21 protein-coding genes, 1 tRNA gene and 1 pseudogene are annotated in these 20,640 nt (G+C 65.9%); 8 read left to right on the top strand and 15 right to left on the bottom strand.

The window, feature by feature from the left end; all coding sequences use genetic code 11:
• Window positions 1-16 precede the first annotated feature (16 nt).
• Together RBJ75_RS02640 and RBJ75_RS02635 are read right to left on the bottom strand one after the other, a co-directional pair.
• Entirely contained in the window at window positions 17-652 is a 636-nt protein-coding gene (locus RBJ75_RS02640; RefSeq protein ID WP_044410709.1) for a hypothetical protein, read from the bottom strand.
• Between the two features lie 33 nt (window positions 653-685).
• Window positions 686-1,165, bottom strand: coding sequence for a hypothetical protein (locus RBJ75_RS02635; RefSeq protein ID WP_152647706.1), 480 nt, complete (start codon window positions 1,163-1,165; stop codon window positions 686-688).
• A 236-nt stretch (window positions 1,166-1,401) separates the two neighbouring features.
• Here RBJ75_RS02635 and RBJ75_RS02630 point away from each other — a divergent pair.
• Window positions 1,402-1,476, top strand: a tRNA-Thr gene (locus tag RBJ75_RS02630).
• A gap of 115 nt (window positions 1,477-1,591) precedes the next feature.
• Here RBJ75_RS02630 and RBJ75_RS02625 read toward each other — a convergent pair.
• The 5 genes from RBJ75_RS02625 to RBJ75_RS02605 all read right to left on the bottom strand — a co-directional run bounded on the left by RBJ75_RS02625 (window position 1,592) and on the right by RBJ75_RS02605 (window position 4,221).
• Window positions 1,592-1,837, bottom strand: a complete 246-nt coding sequence (locus RBJ75_RS02625; RefSeq protein WP_044410703.1) for a DUF2171 domain-containing protein — start codon at window positions 1,835-1,837, stop codon at window positions 1,592-1,594.
• A gap of 349 nt (window positions 1,838-2,186) precedes the next feature.
• A complete protein-coding gene (locus RBJ75_RS02620; protein ID WP_044410700.1) occupies window positions 2,187-2,903 on the bottom strand; it encodes an outer membrane protein in 717 nt (238 codons plus the stop codon).
• A 168-nt stretch (window positions 2,904-3,071) separates the two neighbouring features.
• Entirely contained in the window at window positions 3,072-3,476 is a 405-nt protein-coding gene (locus RBJ75_RS02615) for a hypothetical protein (protein ID WP_044410727.1), read from the bottom strand.
• A 183-nt stretch (window positions 3,477-3,659) separates the two neighbouring features.
• A complete protein-coding gene (locus RBJ75_RS02610; RefSeq protein ID WP_044410697.1) occupies window positions 3,660-3,953 on the bottom strand; it encodes a hypothetical protein in 294 nt (97 codons plus the stop codon).
• 70 nt (window positions 3,954-4,023) lie between these two features.
• Complete coding sequence (locus tag RBJ75_RS02605) at window positions 4,024-4,221, bottom strand: hypothetical protein (protein ID WP_044410694.1); 198 nt, start codon at window positions 4,219-4,221, stop codon at window positions 4,024-4,026.
• Between the two features lie 11 nt (window positions 4,222-4,232).
• Between RBJ75_RS02605 and RBJ75_RS02600 the strand changes: the two genes are divergently transcribed.
• From RBJ75_RS02600 to RBJ75_RS02580, 5 genes and pseudogenes are all read left to right on the top strand, one after another.
• Window positions 4,233-4,784, top strand: a complete 552-nt coding sequence (locus RBJ75_RS02600) for a tetratricopeptide repeat protein (protein ID WP_276156417.1) — start codon at window positions 4,233-4,235, stop codon at window positions 4,782-4,784.
• Between the two features lie 241 nt (window positions 4,785-5,025).
• On the top strand, window positions 5,026-5,805 hold the full coding sequence (locus tag RBJ75_RS02595) for an NAD kinase (RefSeq protein ID WP_044414989.1): 780 nt from the start codon (window positions 5,026-5,028) through the stop codon (window positions 5,803-5,805).
• 608 nt (window positions 5,806-6,413) lie between these two features.
• Window positions 6,414-6,548: pseudogene (locus RBJ75_RS02590) on the top strand (IS1595 family transposase); the annotation flags it as partial.
• A 904-nt stretch (window positions 6,549-7,452) separates the two neighbouring features.
• On the top strand, window positions 7,453-7,998 hold the full coding sequence (locus RBJ75_RS02585; RefSeq protein ID WP_044418822.1) for a response regulator: 546 nt from the start codon (window positions 7,453-7,455) through the stop codon (window positions 7,996-7,998).
• Between the two features lie 19 nt (window positions 7,999-8,017).
• Complete coding sequence (locus tag RBJ75_RS02580) at window positions 8,018-8,593, top strand: Hpt domain-containing protein (RefSeq protein ID WP_044418824.1); 576 nt, start codon at window positions 8,018-8,020, stop codon at window positions 8,591-8,593.
• A 1,356-nt stretch (window positions 8,594-9,949) separates the two neighbouring features.
• Here the strand turns inward: RBJ75_RS02580 and RBJ75_RS02575 are convergent.
• The 8 genes from RBJ75_RS02575 to RBJ75_RS02540 all read right to left on the bottom strand — a co-directional run bounded on the left by RBJ75_RS02575 (window position 9,950) and on the right by RBJ75_RS02540 (window position 17,977).
• On the bottom strand, window positions 9,950-11,683 hold the full coding sequence (locus RBJ75_RS02575) for an AMP-binding protein (protein ID WP_044406986.1): 1,734 nt from the start codon (window positions 11,681-11,683) through the stop codon (window positions 9,950-9,952).
• Between the two features lie 146 nt (window positions 11,684-11,829).
• Window positions 11,830-12,723 (bottom strand): 3-hydroxyisobutyrate dehydrogenase, encoded by an 894-nt coding sequence (mmsB, locus tag RBJ75_RS02570; protein WP_044406989.1) that lies wholly within the window; start codon window positions 12,721-12,723, stop codon window positions 11,830-11,832.
• Window positions 12,724-12,752: 29 nt separating this feature from the next.
• The gene (locus tag RBJ75_RS02565; RefSeq protein WP_276156298.1) at window positions 12,753-13,826 is read right to left on the bottom strand and encodes an enoyl-CoA hydratase/isomerase family protein; all 1,074 of its coding nucleotides are present in this window, start codon (window positions 13,824-13,826) and stop codon (window positions 12,753-12,755) included.
• The gene (locus RBJ75_RS02560; RefSeq protein ID WP_044413022.1) at window positions 13,823-14,971 is read right to left on the bottom strand and encodes an isobutyryl-CoA dehydrogenase; all 1,149 of its coding nucleotides are present in this window, start codon (window positions 14,969-14,971) and stop codon (window positions 13,823-13,825) included. Before RBJ75_RS02560 ends, RBJ75_RS02565 begins: the two co-directional genes overlap by 4 nt.
• On the bottom strand, window positions 14,968-15,396 hold the full coding sequence (locus RBJ75_RS02555; protein WP_044413019.1) for a type II toxin-antitoxin system VapC family toxin: 429 nt from the start codon (window positions 15,394-15,396) through the stop codon (window positions 14,968-14,970). Before RBJ75_RS02555 ends, RBJ75_RS02560 begins: the two co-directional genes overlap by 4 nt.
• Complete coding sequence (locus RBJ75_RS02550) at window positions 15,393-15,620, bottom strand: hypothetical protein (protein WP_044413016.1); 228 nt, start codon at window positions 15,618-15,620, stop codon at window positions 15,393-15,395. The genes RBJ75_RS02555 and RBJ75_RS02550 overlap by 4 nt, the downstream gene beginning before the upstream one ends.
• A 37-nt stretch (window positions 15,621-15,657) precedes the next feature.
• The gene (locus RBJ75_RS02545; protein ID WP_044413013.1) at window positions 15,658-17,154 is read right to left on the bottom strand and encodes a CoA-acylating methylmalonate-semialdehyde dehydrogenase; all 1,497 of its coding nucleotides are present in this window, start codon (window positions 17,152-17,154) and stop codon (window positions 15,658-15,660) included.
• A 160-nt stretch (window positions 17,155-17,314) separates the two neighbouring features.
• The gene (locus RBJ75_RS02540) at window positions 17,315-17,977 is read right to left on the bottom strand and encodes a TetR/AcrR family transcriptional regulator (RefSeq protein WP_044413010.1); all 663 of its coding nucleotides are present in this window, start codon (window positions 17,975-17,977) and stop codon (window positions 17,315-17,317) included.
• 184 nt (window positions 17,978-18,161) lie between these two features.
• On the opposite strand from RBJ75_RS02540, the gene RBJ75_RS02535 reads away from it, so the two are divergent.
• Together RBJ75_RS02535 and RBJ75_RS02530 are read left to right on the top strand one after the other, a co-directional pair.
• Window positions 18,162-18,932: an enoyl-CoA hydratase gene (locus tag RBJ75_RS02535; RefSeq protein ID WP_044413007.1), complete on the top strand. Its 771-nt coding sequence runs from the start codon at window positions 18,162-18,164 to the stop codon at window positions 18,930-18,932.
• A gap of 243 nt (window positions 18,933-19,175) precedes the next feature.
• On the top strand, window positions 19,176-20,459 hold the full coding sequence (locus tag RBJ75_RS02530; RefSeq protein WP_044413004.1) for an MFS transporter: 1,284 nt from the start codon (window positions 19,176-19,178) through the stop codon (window positions 20,457-20,459).
• Window positions 20,460-20,640: the final 181 nt, after the last annotated feature.

The raw sequence follows: 20,640 nt of genomic DNA, 5'->3' as shown, positions 1-20,640 counted from the left end.
GCCAGTCGGGCCCGGATCAGTAATAGCGGCGCGGCGGCGCGCGATAATGATGGCGCGGCGCATGGTGCGAATAGCGCGGCGCGCCGTAGCGCATGTCATGACGCATACCTTGATGCATGCTGCGATGCCCGTAGCCGCGATACATGCCATCGCGCCGCATGTGGCCGCGATAGACCTCGCCGCGATGGGTGCGGCGCATATCGGCGTAATGGCGGCTGTGGACGCGCCACGGCCGGGCATGGCTGCGCGAGCGATAGCTGTAGATCGCAGGCCCGCGCCAGGCCGGCGCCCCGTCGTAATAATGCGTGATGGCATTGGCATAGCGGCCGCCGCGATAGCCGTAACCGGCCGAGACCGACACGGCGCGCTCCTGATAGAACGGCACCGGCGCGAAATTGCCCGGGCCGGTATAGGTCGGCCCCTGATCGACGTAATAATAGCGGGTCGGATCCGGCAGCCGCTGATAGGTCTCGACGACGCCGTAGCCATAGCCGTAGCCATCGTAAACCTGCGGCGCGCAGGGGCTGACATAGGCATGGCCGCATGGCGCGCAGCCGCCGCCGAACAACCCGCCGCCGCACGCCATCGCGGGCGCGGCGCCCACGGTCAAGACGGCCAACGCCGCGATCACTCCCGAAATCGTATGACGCATTACTCTCTCCTGTCGGTGCTTTTTTGCTTGGTGCTAGTTTCGAGGTCGACTGTAATCCGGGCGCCGTTCCGGCGCATACATCCCGCGTTCCGGCGGCGCCACGATCACATTTGGCGGATCGAACGGCACCATCGGTTGGGCCGTCGGCGGCGCGGACTGCGCCGACCAGGATTCATGATAGCTCTCGGCGGGTTGCGGCAGCTTCCGGTTGGCCGGCGGTTCGATCTCGAGCCGGCCGTAACCCGGCAAGGAGGTGGAGCGCGGAAAATAATGCCCGACCCGCGGCACCGGATCGATATAACGGCCGCCATAGACGGTCGGCTGCACATGGGTGCCGCGCAGCAGGCCCCAATCGCCTTCCACCACCCGGTACGACGCATCGACCCCGTTGATGATGATCGGCACGCCGGGGCGACCGGGCCTCACCATCACAATGCCGCCGCTGTCGGCCCAAGCCGGCACTGCGGTCACGGTCAACAGCATCAACGCCTGCGCCACACGCTTCATCGACATCCCCGTCTGCATCACGCCAAGCTACCAGAAAACGCTGATGGAGGGGTTAAGGCCGGCGCCAAATTGCGCGGTAAGCCTAACGCACCCGGCGTGGCGCAGCTCTCGGACGGATTGGCGGGACATCCGGCGGCGGAACGCGGACCGGCTGCCGCCGCCAGTCCCGACGGCAGCCGACAAAACTTGCCGACCGGCCTTGTCGGGACCGAACGGCGCTGCTAGCTGTTTTTCCGGAAAATGCCGGTTTAGCTCAGCGGTAGAGCAGCGGTTTTGTAAACCGAAGGTCGGGAGTTCAATCCTCTCAACCGGCACCAATTTTCTCCAGCGGCCATCTCGCATCGGGCCACGCCAAAGCTGGCGCGCCGCAGAGCGCAAACATCGTCTGCGGCGGCTGATCCAGATCAGACCAGGGCGCGTTTCAGCGCTCCCTCAGGCCTTTTCTTCTTCCATCGTCACCGCGACGTCGCCATTGGCCGACAGCCGCACCTTCTGGCCTTCGACTTCAGCGACCAGGCCGAGATCGATGAAATGGTGGTGACCCTTGTGATGGCCCTGCCCGCTATCGGCCTTGGTCAACTTGATCCGGCCGCCCTCGACCTTGTCGACGGTGCCGACATGCACGCCGTCCGCGCCGATCACTTCCATATGCTCTTTGATGTGTGTGACGTCTGTCATCTGAATGTCCTCTGTGGACTTGCCCAACGCGCGGGAACCGGATCGGTTCAACCGCGGCGGCGAATGGGGCGGCGGGCGTCACAGCAGCCGGCACAGCACCGCCAGATTGATCGCGCAGGCCAGCAGCAGGACCAGAGCAAGGCCGATCTGGAGGGCGTCGAGCCGGGATTTCAAGGTCGGGTTCATGGCTTGAAAAGCATCGGGCGATTCTAGCCGCGGAGTCCCATCCGATATTTTTCCCGAGATTCAGGACTCGTTAACCTTCGATTCCCGGCCGGCCTGCCGCCGCCGCCAAGAAAAAGGCCGGCACATGAATGCCGGCCTGCGCAATGCTGCTCGATCGCCGTCGTCAGTATTTGGCGACCTCCGGGCCGCCCCAGCCGAAGCGATAATTGAGCCCGGCCTTGACGGTGTGTTCGTCGTTGCGGAACGAGGTCCCGGCCAAGCCCGCCGGGCCGCCGGTGAAGTTGGTGTCGTCGAACTTGTAATACTGATACTCGACCTTGGCCGACCAGTTCGGCGCGAACATGTATTCCAGGCCGGCGCCGACCGTATAGCCGCTGTCGCGATTGCCATTGGTGCTGTAGGCCGCTGGCGTGCCGGCCACGCTGACATCGAGATTGCTGTCGCGGAAGGCGTAGCCGCCCTTGGCGTAGAGCAGCGCCGGCCCCCAGGTGTAACCGAGCCGGCCGGTGACCGAGCCGAGCCCCTTGGTCTCCTGCGTCACCAACGCGCCGCCAGGCAGCAACACGCCGTCATTATTGCTCGATGGCAGCCAGCTATATTGCGCCTCGATACCGACCACCCAATTATGGGCGAACTGGAAATCGGCGCCGCCCTGCACGCCGCCCATGAAGCGGCCGTCATTGGCGATATTGTCGCTGCCGGCGAAGGCGCCGCCGAGATTGCCGCCCAGATAGAAGCCGGTCCAGTTGTAGACCACTTCCGGCGCCGTGTAGGCCGGGGCCTTGGTGTAGGTACGCGGGCCAAGATCGGCAGCGGCCGCGGGGCCGGCCAGCGCGAACATGGCGGCCGCGGCGGCGATGCCGGACAGAAGCTTTTTCATCGCAATATCCCCTTGCTACGTCGTGCTATATGGACAGAACAACGTGGCGTCAGTTTGGTTGCCGGACGGCTTTGGCGAAGCATTGATACTGCCCAACTGTGGCTTCGCAGCCACAATAGGGAACCGGCCGGCTGGAGTTAGTCGTGGCGGCGGCGGTTTTGGTCGGGGCTAGCGCGACATTTTTTCCAGCTCGGGAAACGGCGCATAGGTCAGCCCGGCGCAGGCCTCGCCGGCCTCCTCCATCACCCGGTCGACCCGGGCGTCGACATGGACGACCGCCAGTTCGCGCGCCGGGCCGTAGCTGCCGTTGGATCGCCGCGGCGTGAAACGCAGGCAGGAAATATAGAGCTGCCGGCCGTCGACGCTGCGCTGCACCGGTTCGGCCATCGTGGCATCGCGCACGCCGACCGGATTAGTCAGGTAAGTATGGAGGAAGGCGACGATCTGGCTGCGGTATTGGCTCGGGAACGGCTGGCCCGAACCGCCGCGATCATCGGCGGAGCTCATCAAGCCGCCGCCGCAGCCGCCGAGCGTCAGTGCGACCAGCGCCAGCGTCGTTGCGCGCGTCAACATCAATTGCAGCATCCGGTTGGTCCCGATGCTGGTTTAACGGCTGGATCGGACAATGCAACCGATCCACCCCGGCGCGACGGCGCGCCAAACCGACGCGGCTCGCCGCCATCGCCAAAGCGAGGCAAGCGAGCCGGCGGGATGTTGCGTGATCCGGCGCGCAGCGGCGCGATCGAGACCGATCGATCAGCCGCGCTTGGGGCCGCGGGTCACATGCTTGATCATCGCCTTGGAGACGTGGATCTGGTGGTGCTGGCGGAGGCTGTGATGACGCAGGCGCTTGTGGTGCGGGCGCACGATCCGCACATGGCTCTTCACCGCCTTGTGGCGCACATGCATCCGGGCATGCGGTTTGGCGTGCATCATCTTGGCATTGGCGTCGAGCGCGGTGGCGCTGTGGTCGCGGACGGTGCCGGCGGCCATCGCCGGGGCGGCGAGCAGCAACACGGCGAGCAGTGCGGCGGACATCATCTTGATCATGGTCGTCTCCAGGAAGGTTGGGGTGCAGGTCGACCGCGAAGTTGGCCGGATGATTTCCCGGGCTTATCGATCATGCCGCCACGCTAGCGGCGCCAACCTGAACCGAAGCTGAATCGAACCGCGCCCTGGTATTCATCCGCATGAACCGTTGCTCAGCTTGGCGCAGCGGATGCGACGCGGGCGGCATCATCGCGCCGATCGCCTTGCGCGGCATGGAGCGCTGTTTCCATCCGGCGGTTTTGGTGTAGGCTCGGGCTTCGTCGATCATGGGAGGAATGCATGAGCAGGACCGTGTTCAGACTATCGCTGCTGGCGTTGTTCGCGATCGCCGTGACGCTCGCGCCGGCGCTGACCCCGGTCAAGGCGGCCAGCGACGAGACGCCGACGCCGCCGGCCTCGGGCGACAAATCCACCAAGGGCAAGAAGACCGGCAAGAAGAGCTCCGGCCTCGAGAACCCGGCATTTCTCAAGGCCTATCGCGCCGCCTATGCGACGGTCTATGACCGCGGCGACTACAGCGGCGCGATCGCCCAGCTGACCGCGCTGGGCCAGGACGACCGCGCCGACGTCGCCAATCTGATCGGCTATTCCTATCGCAAGCTCGGCGACTACAAGCTGTCGCCGATCTGGTACGAGCGCGCTTTGAAGGCCGATCCGGCGCATGTGCGGACCTGGCAGTATTACGGCCTGTGGCAGCTCGAACAGGGCAATCGCGATCAGGCGCAGTATCATCTGGGCCGCATCGCCGCGCTGTGCGGCACCGAGTGTGACGAATATAAATCGCTGGCGGCGGCGCTGGACAAGCCGCCCGGCCAAGGGCCGGTGTACTAATCGGCCATGCCAAATCGCATCGGCGCGCCACCCGGCCCCGCCGATGCACCACGAAGATCCGCGTCGGGAATCGCCGATGCGATGATCGGCGATGGCGTTCCGGCGACAGGCGAAAGCCGCGCGAACAATCCCGCGGCTCGACAATGGCCAGAAAGGTCGTATAGACGACGGCGGCGCAACAAGCTTATTCGCACCGACCGTGATCGCAACGACCCCGCGCCGATCGAGCCGCAGAGACTGCATGACCAAACTCAGCAAGCCAGTCCGCATCGCCTTTGTCGCAAGCACAAGCGCGGAGGCGCAGACCGCGCTGACGCAGCTGGTGGAGCTGTACGGCAATTGCGAGCCCGCCGAATCCGATGTCATCGTGGCACTCGGCGGCGACGGCTTGATGCTGCAAACGCTGCATCAATATATGCGCACCGACAAGCCGATCTACGGCATGCATCGCGGCACTGTCGGCTTTCTGATGAACGAATACAGCACCGTCGATTTGCGCGCGCGGCTCGCGGCGGCGCGCGACACCGTGATCCATCCGCTGCTGATGCGCGCCACCGATGTCCACGGCGAGGTGCATATTCACCACGCCATCAACGAGGTCTCGCTGTTTCGCCAGACCCACCAGGCGGCGCGGCTGCGCATCATCATCGACGAGCGCGAGCGGATGAGCGAGCTGATCGCCGACGGAATCATGGTGGCGACGCCGGCGGGCTCGACCGCCTACAATCTGTCGGCGCAAGGCCCGATCCTGCCGATCAACGCCGCCCTGCTGGCGCTGACGCCGATCTCGGCGTTTCGGCCGCGGCGCTGGCGCGGCGCGCTGCTGCCCAACACCGCCTTCGTGGCGATCGAGGTGCTGGAGGGCGACAAGCGCCCGGTCGCGGCGGTCGCCGACCACGACGAGGCCCGCGACGTGCGCCGGGTCGAGGTGATTTCGGACAAGACCATCTCGATGCGGATGCTGTTCGACCCCGGCCACAGCCTGGAAGAACGGATTCTCAGCGAGCAATTCGGCTACTGAGCCGCGGGGCTTCGCCGCGAGCTAAATTCTATCGACATATCAATATCTTGGCCGGATTTTTCCGGCGCTTGCGGCAAACCTGTGACGACGCCGGCGGCACGCGGTCCTGTGCTTGATTCCACTCGAAAATTTGCCTCGCAGTCTTGCGGCCAAGCTGCGGCAAAGCGGCGGCAGCCCCGCCGCGGCGCAAATGTCTTGCGGCCAAATCATGGCGCCCGCCACAAGATTTCGGCCCCAAACGCCGCCGGTATTCCCATAAGATTTGCACCAAAAGGACATCATTCCTATCGACCGACTCGCTGCGTCGGGGACAGCGGTACCGGGCTGCGAGTCGCTGGGGGCGAGGCGCTGGGGGCTGCGAGTCGCTCGCCGAGCCGGGACCGCGCCCCTCGCCTCCCAGGACCGAGTCGCATCTGCGCGGCGCCAGGGCCGCCCGCCCGATCCCGCCGGCAGCGGAGCAGCGTCCGACCCTCATCCCGAGGAGCCCGGCGCCGGGGGTCTCGAAGGATGAGGCCCTCGGTGCCGGATGCATCGCCGAGCGAAGCGCCAAGCAGGCCTCACGTCGCGTCGAGCCGCGCGAGGTAGTGGCAAAGTCGAACCGCAGTTGCTTGCAGCGCTACTTCACGGAATTTGAATTCCGGTACAATAATCGTTCCGGCCTTGGCGTTAGCGATTGGGAACGGACGGCGAAGGCTCTCAAGGGTATTGAGGGCAAGCGCCTGACCTACCGGCCGACTAACTAAGGTTATCCATAAGAAACAGGCGGCCAAGCGCTTTTCACAGTGGCGTAAAGGACATGGATAGCTCTAGATTTCAGTTGGGGAGCAACCGAAATGCCAACTTATCTATCAGCCCAGCAGCAACTGCCATCAGCAATAGCCCAAGACGAATTTGTAATCGTAACAATACCCGTCTTGGACGTGGGGCTACCAGATGGGGTTGATCACGTCCGTATTGAATTGAAGATTCGTCACGCGAAGCATCTTTCTCAGGAGTTGCGGGTAGCGATTGACGCTGCACAGCGGAATGTGAACCTCTAGGGACTTTCATCCCAGCATTTTTCTGGATTTTGGCGCTGCACTTTTCTTCGAAGGTTTCTTTCCCACCTTCATTCTTCGTGTGGCTTCGCGAGCCCGCCACCCTCAATCTTAGCGCATGGGATGTGCCAAATTTCACAACTTTTGCGCCGACGATGCCTCTTGGATAGGCACCAGATCTCTTACGGCATGTATGGAAGGCATCGCCTCCAAAACCTGACTGTCCGCGCTGCCCCGCCTGTCTTCACTTAGAGGCATCTCGCGGTGCCATAGGCACTGCCGTCACCCCCGGAACAAGTCCGGCCATGACGCGGAGGGAGACGTCGCGCGCTGCCATTGCCGCGAGATTCCGGGTTCGCGCGCAGCTGGCGCTGCGCGCGCCCCGGAATGACCGGTTGCTGGGGGCGGCGTTCGCCGCGCGCCCGGCCCCGCGCCGCCGTCTCGCGCCGCCCTGCCCCGCCGCCGTATCGGGACGCCCGGCCGACCTGCCCGCGTCCCCGCGCCCCGGCCCGGCCCCGCGTCGCTCCCCCGCCCCCTCAACCCTTCGTTAACGCCCACCGGCTTATAGTTAACGCGACGTATACCGACGCCATCGGTGCGCGGGAGAGCCATGTTCCGGATCGATTTCAACAAGCTGCGCTTTCTGGTCTGCGACGACAATCCGCACATGCGCCGGATCCTGCGCACGCTGCTGCATTCGTTCGGCGCGCGCGAGGTCTATGAGGCCGAGGACGGCGCCACCGCGCTGGAAATGTACACCAACACCACGCCCGACATCGTCATCACCGACTGGTCGATGCCGATCTTCGACGGGCTCGAATTGGCGCAGATGATCCGGCAGCCGGAATCCAAGGGCAACCCCTACGCGCCGATCATCATGCTGACCGGGCATTCGGAGAAGCGCCGCGTCACTTTGGCGCGCGACGCCGGCGTCACCGAATTTCTCGCCAAGCCGATCTCGGCCAAGAGCCTGTATCAGCGCGTGCTCAACGTCGTCGCCAGCCCGCGGCCGTTCATCAAGACCAAGAATTATTTCGGGCCCGACCGCCGCCGCAGTACGACGGGCGGCTATATCGGCCCCGAACGCCGCCACGGCGGCGAGGCGGAAGTGATCCAGCACCCGTCCCTTCTGGATAAAGCCCGGGTCTCGGGTTAGCGACAAGGCGCCTTCGAGCATGGCCAAGACACCGCGCGACGTCCAGATCGAGACGTTTGCCGACTATCAGCTGATCACGCAGCCCAACCCGCTGCGCAAGGTGCTGCGCCGCGTCGCCGACAAGGATCTCGACGATCCGGTGGCGCGCGCCGAACGGGCGCTGGCCAAGCTGTCCAGCGAATTCGGCGCCTGGATGGCGGACGAATGCGCGCGGCTCGCCGCCGCGCATGCGGCGATCATCGCAGACGGCGTCAATGACGCGACGCGCGACGAATTGTTTCGCGCCGCCCACGACATCAAGGGCGACGCCGCCACCTTCGGCTTTCCCCACGCCGCCATCGCCGCCGAAAGCCTGTGCCGGGTGATCGAGCACGCCCCCGACCTCGCCCGCGTCCCCGAGGAACTGATCGCCAACCACGTCAAGGCGATCCACGCCATCGTCCGCGCCCGCGACAGCGCCGGCAATGCCGGCATCGAACGCGAATTGAACAAGCGGCTGCGGCTGGTCGCCGACGAGTACCTCGCCGCCGTCAACCGCGACCGGCCCGAGCACCTCGAGGCGATCCTGGCGCCCGGCATCGCGCCGGCGGAATAGCGCGGTTCTGCTTTTGCTGGAATCAGGACTGCGCTTCGAAGCGCTCACGACAGGCACCGCCTCATGGTGAGGAGGCGCGAAGCGCCGTCTCGAACCATGCGCCGCAGACCATGCGGCTCCTCATCCTTCGAGACGCCCGGCTTCGCCCTTCGGGCTACGCCGGGCTCCTCAGAGTCTGACTGAAAAAGCGATCAATAGAATCAAGACTTCAAGGTCGTCATTGCGAGGAGCACTTGCGACGAAGCAATCCAGTCCTTGCTTGGCGCCCCTGGATTGCTTCGCTCTCGGACGGCGCTGCGCGCCGGCCTCGGCTCGCAATGACGAATCAAACCTGATTTCAATGGTTTCTTTTTCAGTCAGGCTCTCAGGATGAGGACTCAGTACCCTTGGGAACGACCAAATCCGCTTCTATCAATCGATGAAGCGCTCTCTAGCGCGCGACGTGACAAGGTTTACGTCCGTCATTCCGGGGCGTGAGGCCGCAGGCCGAGCGAACCCGGAATCTCGCCGCAGATGGCGAGCGCGAATCCGGGCCGCGAGATTCCGGGTTCGCTCGCAGCTATCGCTGCTCGCGCCCCGGAATGACGGGGCTTGGGGGCGCCGGCATCACGGCCTCGCGCGCGCAGAACTAACGGCTTCGAGGCGTCGTTAGCAACGCCTCGCGCTCAGCTCGGCCACTCCCTGCCCCTCAGCTTCTGGCCCCCCGGCTCAGCTTTTCGCCGCCGCCTCGCGCGACGCGGCACCGTTTGCGTCCGTCATTCCGGGGCGTGTGGCCGCAGGCCGAGCGAACCCGGAATCTCGCCGCAGATGGTGAGCGCGAAATACCAAGCCGCGAGATTCCGGGTTCGCTCGCAGCAAAGCTGCTCGCGCCCCGGAATGACGGGGCCTGGGGGCGCTCAGCTTTTCGCCGCCGCCTCGCGCGACGCGGCACCGTTTGACGTCTGTCATTCCGGGGCGTGAGGCCGCAGGCCGGGCGAACCCGGAATCTTGCCGCGCATGGTGAGCGCGAAGACCCGGCCGCGAGATTCCGGGTTCGCTCGCAGCGAAGCTGCCCGCGCCCCGGAATGACCGGGCTTGGGGGCGCCGGTTCGCGTGACAACGCGTCCGACGACGCGGCACCATTCACGTCTGTCATTCCGGGGCGTGAGGCCGCAGGCCGAGCGAACCCGGAATCTTGCCGCAGATGGTGGCGCGAAATACCAAGCCGCGAGATTCCGGGTTCGCTCGCAGCGAAGCTGCTCGCGCCCCGGAATGACGGGGCTTGGGGGCGTCGGCATGAGCGCGTTGCGCGCGCCGGAATGACCGGCTCAAGCCCCGGACTAACGCGCTTGAGGTGTCGTGACCGACGCCTCGCGCTCAGCTTTTCGCGGCGGCCTCGCGCGCGGCGGCCAGTTCGGGGAAATCCTCTTCGCGGAATTCGACGCCGCGCAGATGGTCGGCGCGGTCGTTGTCGTGTTCGAGGCGGCGGAGCTGCACGCGGCGGATTTTGCCGGAGATCGTCTTCGGCAATTCGCCGACGAATTCCAACAGCCGGATCCGCTTGAACGGCGCCAGCCGCTGCTGCAGATGCTGGAAGATCGACAGCGCGGTGTCGCGCGAGCGGTCATGGCCCTCGGTCAGCAACACATAGGCCTTGGGGATCGCCAGGCGAATGGGATCGGGGCTCGGCACCACCGCTGCCTCGGCGACGGCGTCGTGTTCGAGCAGGATGCTCTCCAATTCGAACGGGCTGATGCGGTAGTCCGAGGATTTGAACACGTCGTCGGAGCGGCCGACAAAGGTCAGATAGCCCTCGTCATCGGCGAACACCACGTCGCCGCTGCGATAGACCTCGCCGTCGGCGCCGCTGACGGCGCCGCCCTCGCCCTGATAGCCCTGCATCAGCCCGGCGGGCCGCGCCGCGCCGAGCACCAGCGTCACCTCGCCTTCGGTGGCCGGATGGCCGTCCGCATCGGTGATCTTGACGACATAGCCCGGCAGCGGCCGGCCCATCGAGCCGATCTTGACTTTCTGGCCCGGCGAATTGCCGGCCAGCGCCGTGGTCTCGGTCTGGCCGTAGCCGTCGCGGATGGTCAGGCCCCAGGCCGCCTTGACCTGATCGATCACCTCCGGATTGAGCGGCTCGCCGGCGCCGCAGACCTCGCGCAGGCTGACCTTGAAGTCGGACAGCTTCTCCTGGATGAACAGCCGCCACACCGTCGGCGGCGCGCATAGCGTGGTGACGCCGCAGCGGCCGATGGTCGCCAGAAGGCTCTTGGCGTCGAAGCGCGGCTGGTTGACCACGAACACTGCCGCGCCCGCGTTCCACGGCGCGAACAGGCAGCTCCAGGCATGCTTGGCCCAGCCCGGCGACGAGATGTTGAGATGCACATCGCCGGGCTGCAGGCCGAGCCAGAACATCGTCGACAGCGCGCCGACCGGATAGCTGCGCTGGCTGTGGCGCACCAGCTTCGGCTTCGCCGTGGTGCCAGAGGTGAAATACAATAGCATCGGATCGTCGGCCTTAGTCGGCCCGTCCGGCTCAAAAATCTCGGAGAAATCCGCGGTCCGTTCGAACGGCAGCCAGCCATCCTGCGGCGCGGTGGCGCCGACCACGACGCGCTTCAGATCATCGCCGCCGAGGCCTGAAAATTTCGCCACCTGGTCCTGCGACGCCACCACGATCTTGGCGCGGCCGCGATCGAGGCGGTCGCGCAATTCGTCGGGGGTAAGCAGCGTTGTCGCGGGGATCGTCACCACGCCGAGCTTCATCGCCGCCAGCATGGTCTCCCATAGCGGCACCACATTGCCGAGCAGCAGCAGCAGGTGATCGCCGCGCTTCAGCCCCTGCGCGCGCAGGAAATTCGCCACCTGGTTGGAGCGCTTCGACAGCGTCGCGAAGGAGAGCCTGGTCTCGGTGCCGCTGGCGGCGTCGACGATCCACAGCGCGGTGGAATCGCAGCTGTCGGGATTGGTGGCGAGATCGGCGTCGAACCAGTCCAGCGCCCAGTTGAACGGCACCGGATCGGGCCAGCGGAAATCCGCCACCGCTCTGTCGTAATCGGTGCGGTGGTCGAGCAGGAAGGCACGGGCTTGTTGAAATGTGGTCATGCTATCAACCTCAATGAACGACTACGAAATGATCTTGAGATGTCACGCCGTCATTGCGAGGAGCGAAGCGATGAAGCAATCCAGCCTGTGCTTGGGCTGCTGGATTGCTTCGCTGCGCTCGCAATGACGACCACGACGCGAGCCTGCTACGACGACGTCCCCGCCTGCTCGCGCAGATAATTGATGATGCCGGAGAAATCCGCGCCGCCATGGCCGGCGGCCTCGAATTTTTCGTAAATCGCCGCCGCATGGGCGCCGAGCGGCGTCGCGGCACCGGCGGCTTTCGACGCCTCCTGCGACAGCCGCAAATCCTTCAGCATCAGCGCGGCGGCAAAGCCCGGTCTGTAGCTGTTATTGGCCGGCGACGCCGGCACCGGGCCCGGCACCGGGCAATAGCTGGTCAGCGACCAGCATTGCCCCGACGAGGTCGAGGCGACGTCGAACAGCGCCTGATGCGACAGGCCGAGCTTTTCGGCCAGCGTGAAGGCTTCGCAGACCGCGATCATCGAAATGCCGAGGATCATGTTGTTGCAGATCTTGGCCGCCTGGCCGGCGCCGGCGCCGCCGCAATGCACGATCTTCTTGCCCATCAGTTCGAGGATCGGCTTGGCCGCCGCGAAGGCGGCGGCGGCGCCGCCGGCCATGAAAGTCAGCGTCGCGCCCTTGGCGCCGCCGGTGCCGCCCGACACCGGCGCATCGACCGAGGCGATGCCCTGCTTGGCGGCCAGCGCATGGGCCTCCACGGCGCTCTCGACGTCGATGGTCGAACAATCGATGATCAGCGATCCCTTGGCCAGATGCGGCAGGATCTCGGCCCACACCGCGCGGACATGTTTGCCGGCCGGCAACATGGTGACGATCACCGCGGCGCCCTTCACCGCCTCGATCGCCGAGGCCGCGATGGTCACGCCATCGGCGCGGGCGGCGGCACAGGAGGCTTCGGCGAGGTCGAAGCCGGCGACGTTGCGCCCGGCCTTGACCAGATTGGCGGCCATCGGCCCGCCCATATTGCCGAGACCGATGAATGCGAGATCCGTCATGTCGTTCCCCCTGTTGGTTTTTTGAATTGTTAGCCCGGGAATGTCAGTTCGTCAGCTCCCCGGTCGACAAAATAAGCTGCGACAATCTCGGGCGTGACCTGCTCGATCCGCGCCGGGTGCCATTGCGGATTGCGGTCCTTGTCGATCACCGCGGCGCGGATGCCTTCGACGAAATCGGCGCTTTCGAACACCTGCAGCGCCGCGCGGTATTCATTGACCAGGCATTGCTCCAGCGAACTGGCCTCGCGCGCCATCCGCAGCAGTTTCAGCGTCACCTTGAGGCTGGTCGGGGATTTGCCGTGCAGCGTATCCGACGTCACCTGGGCGAAGTCGGAGCCGTGATGCGCCAGCGCCGCGACGATCTCCTCGATCGTATCGGCGCCGAACAGCGCGGCGATCAGCTCGGCGTTGCGCTGCGCCGGACCGGCCTCCGGGGTCTCGGTGAAGCGTGCGATGATGCCGCGGACATTGTCGGCATGGGCGTCCGCGGCGACCTGCGTCAGCGCGGCGCGCAGTTCGGCCCACGCCTGCGACGGCACATAGGCGTCGGCGAATTGCGCATAGAGCGCATCGGCGCCGTTCATGGTCTCGCCGGTCAGGCCGAAATAGGTGCCGATCTCGCCGGGCGCGCGCGACAACAGAAAGGTGCCGCCGACATCGGGGAAGAAGCCGATGCCGACTTCCGGCATCGATATCCTGGTCTTCTCGGTGACGATGCGGTGGCTGCCATGCGCGGCGATGCCGACGCCGCCGCCCATCACCAACCCGTCCATGAACGCCACATAGGGCTTTGGATATTTGGCGATCCGCGCATTGGTGATGTATTCCTCGCGCCAGAACACTTTGCCGAGGTCGCCGCCGCTGCGGGCGCTGTCATACAGGCTGCGGATGTCGCCGCCGGCGCATAGTCCGCGTTCGCCGGCGCCTTCGACCAGCACCAGCGCGATGTCCGGATCGGCCGCGAACTGGTCGAGTGCGGCTTCGATGCCGCGCGCCATCTCGAGCGTCATCGCGTTGATCGCCTTCGGCCGGTTCAGCCGGATCACCCCGGCCGCGCCTTCGCGCCGCACGATCAGATCGGGTTCGGTCATCGGTGCATTCATCGCGCGCCCTCAATCAGTTTGCGAGCCACGATCAGCCGCATGATTTCATTGGTGCCTTCGAGGATCTGGTGGACCCGCAGGTCGCGTACGATCTTCTCGATGCCGTATTCGGCGAGATAGCCATAGCCGCCATGCAGCTGCAGCGCCTGGTTGGCGACTTCGAAGCCGACATCGGTGCCGAAGCGCTTGGCCATCGCGCACAGCATGGTGGCGTCGGGATCCTTGCGGTCGAGCGCCGCCGCGGCGCGCCAGACGAAGGTCCGCGCCGCTTCCAGCTCGGTCGCCATGTCGGCGAGGCGGAATTGCAGCGCCTGGAATTCGTCGAGCCGCTTGCCGAAGGCCTTGCGCTCCTTCATGTAGCTCAGCGATTTGTCGAGCGCCGATTGCGCGCCGCCGAGCGAACAGGCCGCGATATTGATGCGGCCGCCGTCGAGCCCGGCCATCGCGATCTTGAAGCCGATGCCCTCGTCGCCCAAGCGGTTTGCGACCGGCACGCGCGCATTCTCGAAAATGACGGCGCGGGTCGGCTGCGCGTTCCAACCCATCTTGCGCTCCTCGGCGCCGAATGACAGGCCGGGCGTATCGCTCTCCACCACCAGCGTCGAGACCCCGCCGGGGCCGTCCTGCCCGGTGCGCACCATCACCACATAGAGCCCGGCTTCGCCGGCGCCGGAGATGAATTGCTTCTGGCCGTTGAGCACATAGTGATCGCCGTCGCGAACCGCGCGGGTGCGCAAGGCCGCGGCGTCGGAGCCCGAGCCGGGCTCGGTCAGGCAATAGCTCGCCAACAGCTCCATGGTGCACAGACGCGGCAGCCATTTGCTGCGTTGATCGTCGTCGCCATAGGCGTCGATCATCCAGCTCGCCATGTTGTGGATCGAGATGAAGGCCGATGTGGTGGGGCAGCCCTGCGCCAGCGCCTCGAAGATCAAGGCGGCATCGAACCGGGTCATGCCCGAACCGCCGACATCGTCGCGGATGTAGATGCCGCCCATGCCGAGCGCCGCGGCTTGCCGCATCACCGCGACCGGGAAGGCTTTCTCCTCGTCCCATCTCAGCGCATGCGGCGCTATGTTGTCGGCGGCGAAATCGCGCGCCATGTCGCGGATCGCGATCTGGTCTTCGGAGAGGGCAAAGTGGGTCATTCGGGATGCCAGTCGGAAAGCAGGGTCACATGATGCGCCAGCTCAGAGCCGGCGAGTTTCGTGGCGAAGCGACGATCCGCGGTGACGAGCTGCGCGTCGAGCCGCCGCGCGGTCTCTAGATAGATCAGGTCGTAGATTGGATGACGCAGCGCGCAGGAATTTTCCAGTGCAGGCGCGACCAAGTCATCGACCGGGAGCATCTCATCGAAATAGTTCGGCAGCGAGCGGAGATTGTCCAGCGCCTCCGCCATCGACATCGGTCCTGCCAACACCTTTCGACCAAGCGCGTTAGCCACCTCGGTCATGATCAAACGCGGTGCGAACAGCCGGTGTCCGCTCGCGGACAAATCGTCGGCTACCAGCGAATCCACTTCCGCAGTGAACCATTTCACCGCAACACTCGCATCGACGACGAAGTCACTCACTCCAGCCCTTCACGAATTTCATCAAGGGTCAGCGCGGGCTGAATTTCCGGATGCCGCGATCGAAAATACCGCGACACTGCGACCCGTTCTTCGGGGGTAAACTTCTCGTTGCGCTCCAAAAGCAACTCGACCTCCTGCGCAAAGGTCCGTCCATTCGCGCGCGCACGGCGCGCGAATGCAGTCTCCAGTTCGTCGGCGCGGCTGTGAATCTCGGCCTCTGCCATCGCTCTGCTCCTGGGCTATCCAGCCCCGAATTCTACCCTAGTTCATCGTCGGAATCGAGAATTCCGCGCCCTCCTTGACGCCGGACGGCCAGCGTGCGGTGACGGTCTTGGTCTTGGTGTAGAAGCGGATCGAATCCGGGCCGTGCTGGTTGAGGTCGCCGAAGCCGGATTTTTTCCAGCCGCCGAAGGTGTAGTAGGCGATCGGCACCGGGATCGGCACATTGATACCAACCATGCCGACATTGACCTTGGCGGCGAAGTCGCGCGCGGCGTCGCCGTCGCGGGTGAAGATCGCCACGCCGTTGCCGTAGTCATGGTCGGACGGCAGCGCCAGCGCCTCGGCGTAGTCATGGGCGCGCACCACGCTGAGCACGGGGCCGAAAATCTCTTCCTTGTAGATCCGCATGTCCTTGGTGACATTGTCGAACAGGCAGCCGCCCATATAAAAGCCGTTCTCATAGCCCTGCATCTTGAAGCCGCGGCCGTCGACCGCCAGCTTAGCGCCCTCCTCGATGCCGACCGCGACGTAATCCTTCACGCGCTCCAGCGCCGCCTTGGTGACCAGCGGGCCGAAATCGGCGGAAGGATCGGTCGAGGGCCCGATCTTCAGCGCCTCGACGCGCGGAATCAGTTTCTCCATCAGCCGGTCGGCGGTGGTCTTGCCGACCGGGACCGCGACCGAGATCGCCATGCAGCGCTCGCCGGCCGAGCCGTAGCCGGCGCCGATCAGCGCGTCGACGGTCTGGTCCATGTCGGCGTCCGGCATGATGATGGCGTGGTTCTTGGCGCCGCCGAAGCACTGCGCGCGCTTGCCGGTGGCGGCGGCGCGCTCATAGATATATTGCGCGATCGGCGAGGAGCCGACAAAGCCCACCGCCTTGATATCGGCATCGTCCAGAATGGCGTCGACCGCCTCCTTGTCGCCATTGACGACATTGAGGATGCCCGGCGGCAGCCCCGCCTCGATCATCAGCGCGGCGAGCGCCATCGGCACCCCGGGATCGCGCTCCGAGGGTTTCAGCACGAAGGCATTGCCGCAGGCGATCGCGGGGGCGAATTGCCACATCGGGATCATCGCGGGGAAATTGAACGGGGTGATGCCGGCGACCACGCCGAGCGGCTGGCGCATCGAATAGATGTCGATGCCGGGGCCGGCGCCCTCGGTATATTCGCCCTTCATCAGATGCGGAATGCCGCAGGCGAATTCCACCACTTCGAGGCCGCGCTGGATGTCACCCTTGGCGTCCGGCACGGTCTTGCCGTTCTCGCGCGCCAATAGCTCGGCGAGCTTGTCGTAGTCGCGCTGCGCCAGTTCGAGGAATTTCATCATCACGCGGGCGCGGCGCTGCGGGTTGGTGGCGCCCCACGCGAGCTGGGCGGCCTTGGCGTCTTCGACCGCGGCGCGCAATTCGGCCTTGCTGGCCAGCGCGACCTTGGCCTGGACCTCGCCGGTCATCGGCTCGAACACGTCTGCCGTGCGTCCGGATGTGCCCTTGACCTCGTGGCCGCCGATAAAATGCCCGATTGCGCGCATGCGTTCCTCCTGAAGGCTGAATTTCAGACTCTTTGAACAGGCTTTTTGCCGGTTTGGGAAGGGCCTCGGCGCGCAGCGGCTTGGCGAAAATGCCGGGGCCCGCAGGCCGGCAGCGCCGGGCTGCCGGCTTGCGACGATCGCGGCCCTGTCTCGGCTGGCCTCAGCCTTGCGGCTTGACCGTATCCTTGACCGTCCCCTTGGCGGCGGCCTTGCGCGGCCTGGCCGGCGATTTCGCCGGCTTGGCGGTTGCGGGCCGGGTCAGCACGGCGTCGCGGCCGGCGTCCAGAATGGCGTCGGACAATTCGCCGCTGCCGGCGATGCGCGACAGCACCAGGGACCCGACCATGGTCGACAGCGCCGCCATCGCCTGCTTGCGCGCCGCCTTGGGCGGCGCATCGGCGATCTGCGCGCTCATCATCTCGATCATCTGTTCCAGCTTGCCGGCGAAGGCCCGGCGGGTTTTCGGGCTCTCGCGGGCGATCTCCGCGCCCAGCGCCGGCACCGCGCAGCCGCGGCCGGGGTCGTCGCGATGGGTCGCGCTCAGATAGGCGGTGACGATCGCGGCAAGGCGCTGCGCCGGCGGCAGCTCGCTGACCAGCTTGCGCCAGCGCGCGGTGGAACGGTCCATCGCATAGCCGAACGCCTCGATCACCAGCGCCTCGCGGGAATCGAAATGGGCGTAGAAGCCGCCATGGGTGAGGCCGGCCTCCTTCATCAGGTCGGCGACGCCGACGCCGTGGGCGCCCTTTTCGCGCAGCCGCACCGAGGCCTTGCGGACGATCCGGTCGTGGGTTTCGAGCTTGTGTTCCTTGGAATAGCGCATCGGCGGCCCATGGCATGTTCGTGGTCATATAATGAGCCCATCCATAGCGCAATTCCGCCGCGAAAGCCCGCAATTTCGCAATCGGTCGCACCGCGCCGCCCCGCACCCTTGACAACGCCGCGCCGGACCCGGAACTGGTAGGTCAAGGGCGCGGCCGCGCCTCACAGAACATGGGAGGCAATCCATGCAGACGCTCAATGATCATTGCGCCGTGGCGCGCGACCCGCGCGGCGTGGTCCGGCTGACGATCCGCAATGCCGGCCCGCTCAATATCCTGAATTCGACGGTGATCGCCGCGCTGCGCGAGGGGCTGGAGGCGCTGGCGCGCGAGCCCGGGATCCGGGTGCTGGTGATCGCCGGAACCGGCGACAAGAGCATGATCGGCGGCGCCGACATCAAGGAGATGGCGACGCTGGACCAGCCTTCGGCCGAGACGTTCATCACCGGGCTGCGCGATCTGTGCGAGGCGGCGCGCGCGTTCCCTGCCCCCACCATCGCCCGGATGCCGGGCTGGTGCCTCGGCGGCGGGCTGGAATTCGCCGCCGCCTGCGATCTCCGCGTCGCCGCCCATGACGCCAAATTCGGCATGCCGGAGGTCCGGGTCGGGATTCCCTCGGTGATCCACGCCGCACTGTTGCCGCGGCTGATCGGCTGGGGCCGCGCCCGCTATCTGCTGCTGACCGCCGCCAATATCGACGCGCCGACCGCGCTCGCCTGGGGCCTGATCGACGCGGTGGCGCAGCCGGGCGGCCTCGACGACGCCGTCGAGGCCCAGGTCGCAGCCCTGCTGCAATGTGCCCCGCAGGCGCTGCGCGCCCAGAAGGCGCTGCTGCAGGCCTGGGAGGAATTGCCGCTTAAGGAATCCGTCGATCTCAGCATCAAGGTGTTCGGCCAATCCTATCTCAGCGGCGAACCGCAGCAACTGATGGGCGATTTCGTCAACCGCAAGCGCTGAGACAGGCGACCGCCGGATGCTCAGAGTCTCAAGGCCGTCATGGCGAGGAGCCCTTGCGACGAAGCAATCCAGGTTTTGCTCGGTCCGGGATTGCTTCGCGCTCGGACGGCACGATGCGCCGGCCTCGGCTCGCAATGACGAAATCGGCCGACGCGATTGCAAATTCCGCGCCGCATCATATGATAGCGATCATCTCATCTGGCGCGGGCGACCGACCGCCGGCCGAACCGCAGCAGGCCCCGCATGATTTCAGACTGGCTGTCGGCCGCCCTCGCCCGCCGTAACGTCCATTACGGCTGGGTGATGGTCGGCATCACCTTCCTGACCGCGCTGGTCTCGGCCGGCGCGGTCGGCGCGCCCGGCGTGTTCATCGTGCCGCTGCAGACGGAATTCGGCTGGAGCACCGCGGAGATTTCCTCGGCGCTGTCGATCCGCTTCATCCTGTTCGGGCTGATGGCGCCGTTCGCCGCGGCGCTGATGAACCGCTACGGGCTGCGCAATGTGACGCTGGCGGCGCTGCTGATCGTCAGTTCCAGCCTGCTGGCCTCGCTGGCGATGACCAAAGTCTGGCATCTGATGCTGCTGTGGGGCGTGGTGGTCGGGATCGGCACCGGGATGACCGCTTTGGTGCTCGGCGCCACGGTGGCGACGCGCTGGTTCGCGCAGCGCCGCGGGCTGGTGATCGGGATGTTGACCGCCAGCGTCGCCACCGGCCAATTGGTGTTCCTGCCGCTGCTGGCGAGCCTGACCGAGCGGATGGGCTGGCGCGCGGCGCTGGCCTTTGTCTGCGTGATGATGGCGGTGGCGGCGCTCGGCGTGCTGCTGCTGATGCGCGACCGGCCGAGCGACCTCGGGCTGCGGCCGTTCGGCGACACCAGCCATGAGCCGATCGCGCCGCCGCCGCCCAACACCGCGCCGATCATGGCCGCCGCCCTCGGCACGCTGCGCGACGCCGCCAGGACAAGGGTGTTCTGGGTGCTGTTCTTCACCTTCTTCATCTGCGGCGCCTCGACCAACGGGCTGGTGCAGGTCCATCTGATTCCGCTCTGCGCCGATTTCAACATCCCGCAGGTGCAGGCCGCCGGCCTGCTGGCGGCGATGGGAATTTTCGACTTCTTCGGCACCATCCTGTCGGGCTGGCTGTCGGACCGCTACGACAACCGCTATCTGCTGTTCTGGTATTACGGCCTGCGCGGATTGTCGCTGCTGGCGCTGCCGTTCACCGATTTCTCGTTTTACGGGCTGTCGCTGTTCGCAGTGTTTTATGGCCTCGACTGGGTCGCCACGGTGCCGCCGACGGTGCGGCTGACGGCGCAGAAATTCGGCCCCGAACGCGCCAATCTGGTGTTCGGCTGGATCTTCGCCGGCCATCAGCTCGGCGCCGCCACCGCCGCCTTCGGCGCCGGCCTGTCGCGCACCGTGCTGTCGAGCTATCTGCCGGCGTTCTTCATCGCCGGCGCGCTGTGCCTGGTGGCGTCGCTGATCATCCTCACCATCAAGCGGCATCCAAGGGTCGCGGCGGCTTAACGGGATCGATCATCATCGTCCGTTTCCCGGACGCGCCGCCCTTCGCGCTGCTGCGCAGAGCCGGGACCCCGCGTCGCGCATCGATACCAGGCACCGGGGCCCCGGCTCTGCAGCGCACCACGCCGCTACGCGGCGTCCGGGGCACGGGGGGCACCGTGGGCCACTTGCCGGCGTCGGCACC

Source organism: Rhodopseudomonas sp. BAL398, from assembly GCF_033001325.1.
Lineage (GTDB): Bacteria > Pseudomonadota > Alphaproteobacteria > Rhizobiales > Xanthobacteraceae > JARJEH01.
Note: the sequence above shows the minus strand (reverse complement) of the source record. Positions and strands in the feature narration are given on the sequence as shown.

What these genes read in the sequence shown, in the direction of transcription:
- RBJ75_RS02545 (WP_044413013.1), bottom strand. Translation starts at nt 17,154, where the DNA reads ATGCGCGCAATCGGGCATTTTATCGGCGGCCACGAGGTCAAGGGCACA.
- RBJ75_RS02605 (WP_044410694.1), bottom strand. Translation starts at nt 4,221, where the DNA reads ATGATCGACGAAGCCCGAGCCTACACCAAAACCGCCGGATGGAAACAG.
- RBJ75_RS02620 (WP_044410700.1), bottom strand. Translation starts at nt 2,903, where the DNA reads ATGAAAAAGCTTCTGTCCGGCATCGCCGCCGCGGCCGCCATGTTCGCG.
- RBJ75_RS02640 (WP_044410709.1), bottom strand. Translation starts at nt 652, where the DNA reads ATGCGTCATACGATTTCGGGAGTGATCGCGGCGTTGGCCGTCTTGACC.
- RBJ75_RS02625 (WP_044410703.1), bottom strand. Translation starts at nt 1,837, where the DNA reads ATGACAGACGTCACACACATCAAAGAGCATATGGAAGTGATCGGCGCG.
- RBJ75_RS02560 (WP_044413022.1), bottom strand. Translation starts at nt 14,971, where the DNA reads ATGACCCACTTTGCCCTCTCCGAAGACCAGATCGCGATCCGCGACATG.
- RBJ75_RS02530 (WP_044413004.1), top strand. Translation starts at nt 19,176, where the DNA reads ATGATTTCAGACTGGCTGTCGGCCGCCCTCGCCCGCCGTAACGTCCAT.
- RBJ75_RS02575 (WP_044406986.1), bottom strand. Translation starts at nt 11,683, where the DNA reads ATGACCACATTTCAACAAGCCCGTGCCTTCCTGCTCGACCACCGCACC.
- RBJ75_RS02565 (WP_276156298.1), bottom strand. Translation starts at nt 13,826, where the DNA reads ATGAATGCACCGATGACCGAACCCGATCTGATCGTGCGGCGCGAAGGC.
- RBJ75_RS02580 (WP_044418824.1), top strand. Translation starts at nt 8,018, where the DNA reads ATGGCCAAGACACCGCGCGACGTCCAGATCGAGACGTTTGCCGACTAT.
- RBJ75_RS02550 (WP_044413016.1), bottom strand. Translation starts at nt 15,620, where the DNA reads ATGGCAGAGGCCGAGATTCACAGCCGCGCCGACGAACTGGAGACTGCA.
- RBJ75_RS02535 (WP_044413007.1), top strand. Translation starts at nt 18,162, where the DNA reads ATGCAGACGCTCAATGATCATTGCGCCGTGGCGCGCGACCCGCGCGGC.
- mmsB (WP_044406989.1), bottom strand. Translation starts at nt 12,723, where the DNA reads ATGACGGATCTCGCATTCATCGGTCTCGGCAATATGGGCGGGCCGATG.
- RBJ75_RS02600 (WP_276156417.1), top strand. Translation starts at nt 4,233, where the DNA reads ATGAGCAGGACCGTGTTCAGACTATCGCTGCTGGCGTTGTTCGCGATC.
- RBJ75_RS02585 (WP_044418822.1), top strand. Translation starts at nt 7,453, where the DNA reads ATGTTCCGGATCGATTTCAACAAGCTGCGCTTTCTGGTCTGCGACGAC.
- RBJ75_RS02610 (WP_044410697.1), bottom strand. Translation starts at nt 3,953, where the DNA reads ATGATCAAGATGATGTCCGCCGCACTGCTCGCCGTGTTGCTGCTCGCC.
- RBJ75_RS02635 (WP_152647706.1), bottom strand. Translation starts at nt 1,165, where the DNA reads ATGTCGATGAAGCGTGTGGCGCAGGCGTTGATGCTGTTGACCGTGACC.
- RBJ75_RS02595 (WP_044414989.1), top strand. Translation starts at nt 5,026, where the DNA reads ATGACCAAACTCAGCAAGCCAGTCCGCATCGCCTTTGTCGCAAGCACA.
- RBJ75_RS02615 (WP_044410727.1), bottom strand. Translation starts at nt 3,476, where the DNA reads ATGTTGACGCGCGCAACGACGCTGGCGCTGGTCGCACTGACGCTCGGC.
- RBJ75_RS02540 (WP_044413010.1), bottom strand. Translation starts at nt 17,977, where the DNA reads ATGCGCTATTCCAAGGAACACAAGCTCGAAACCCACGACCGGATCGTC.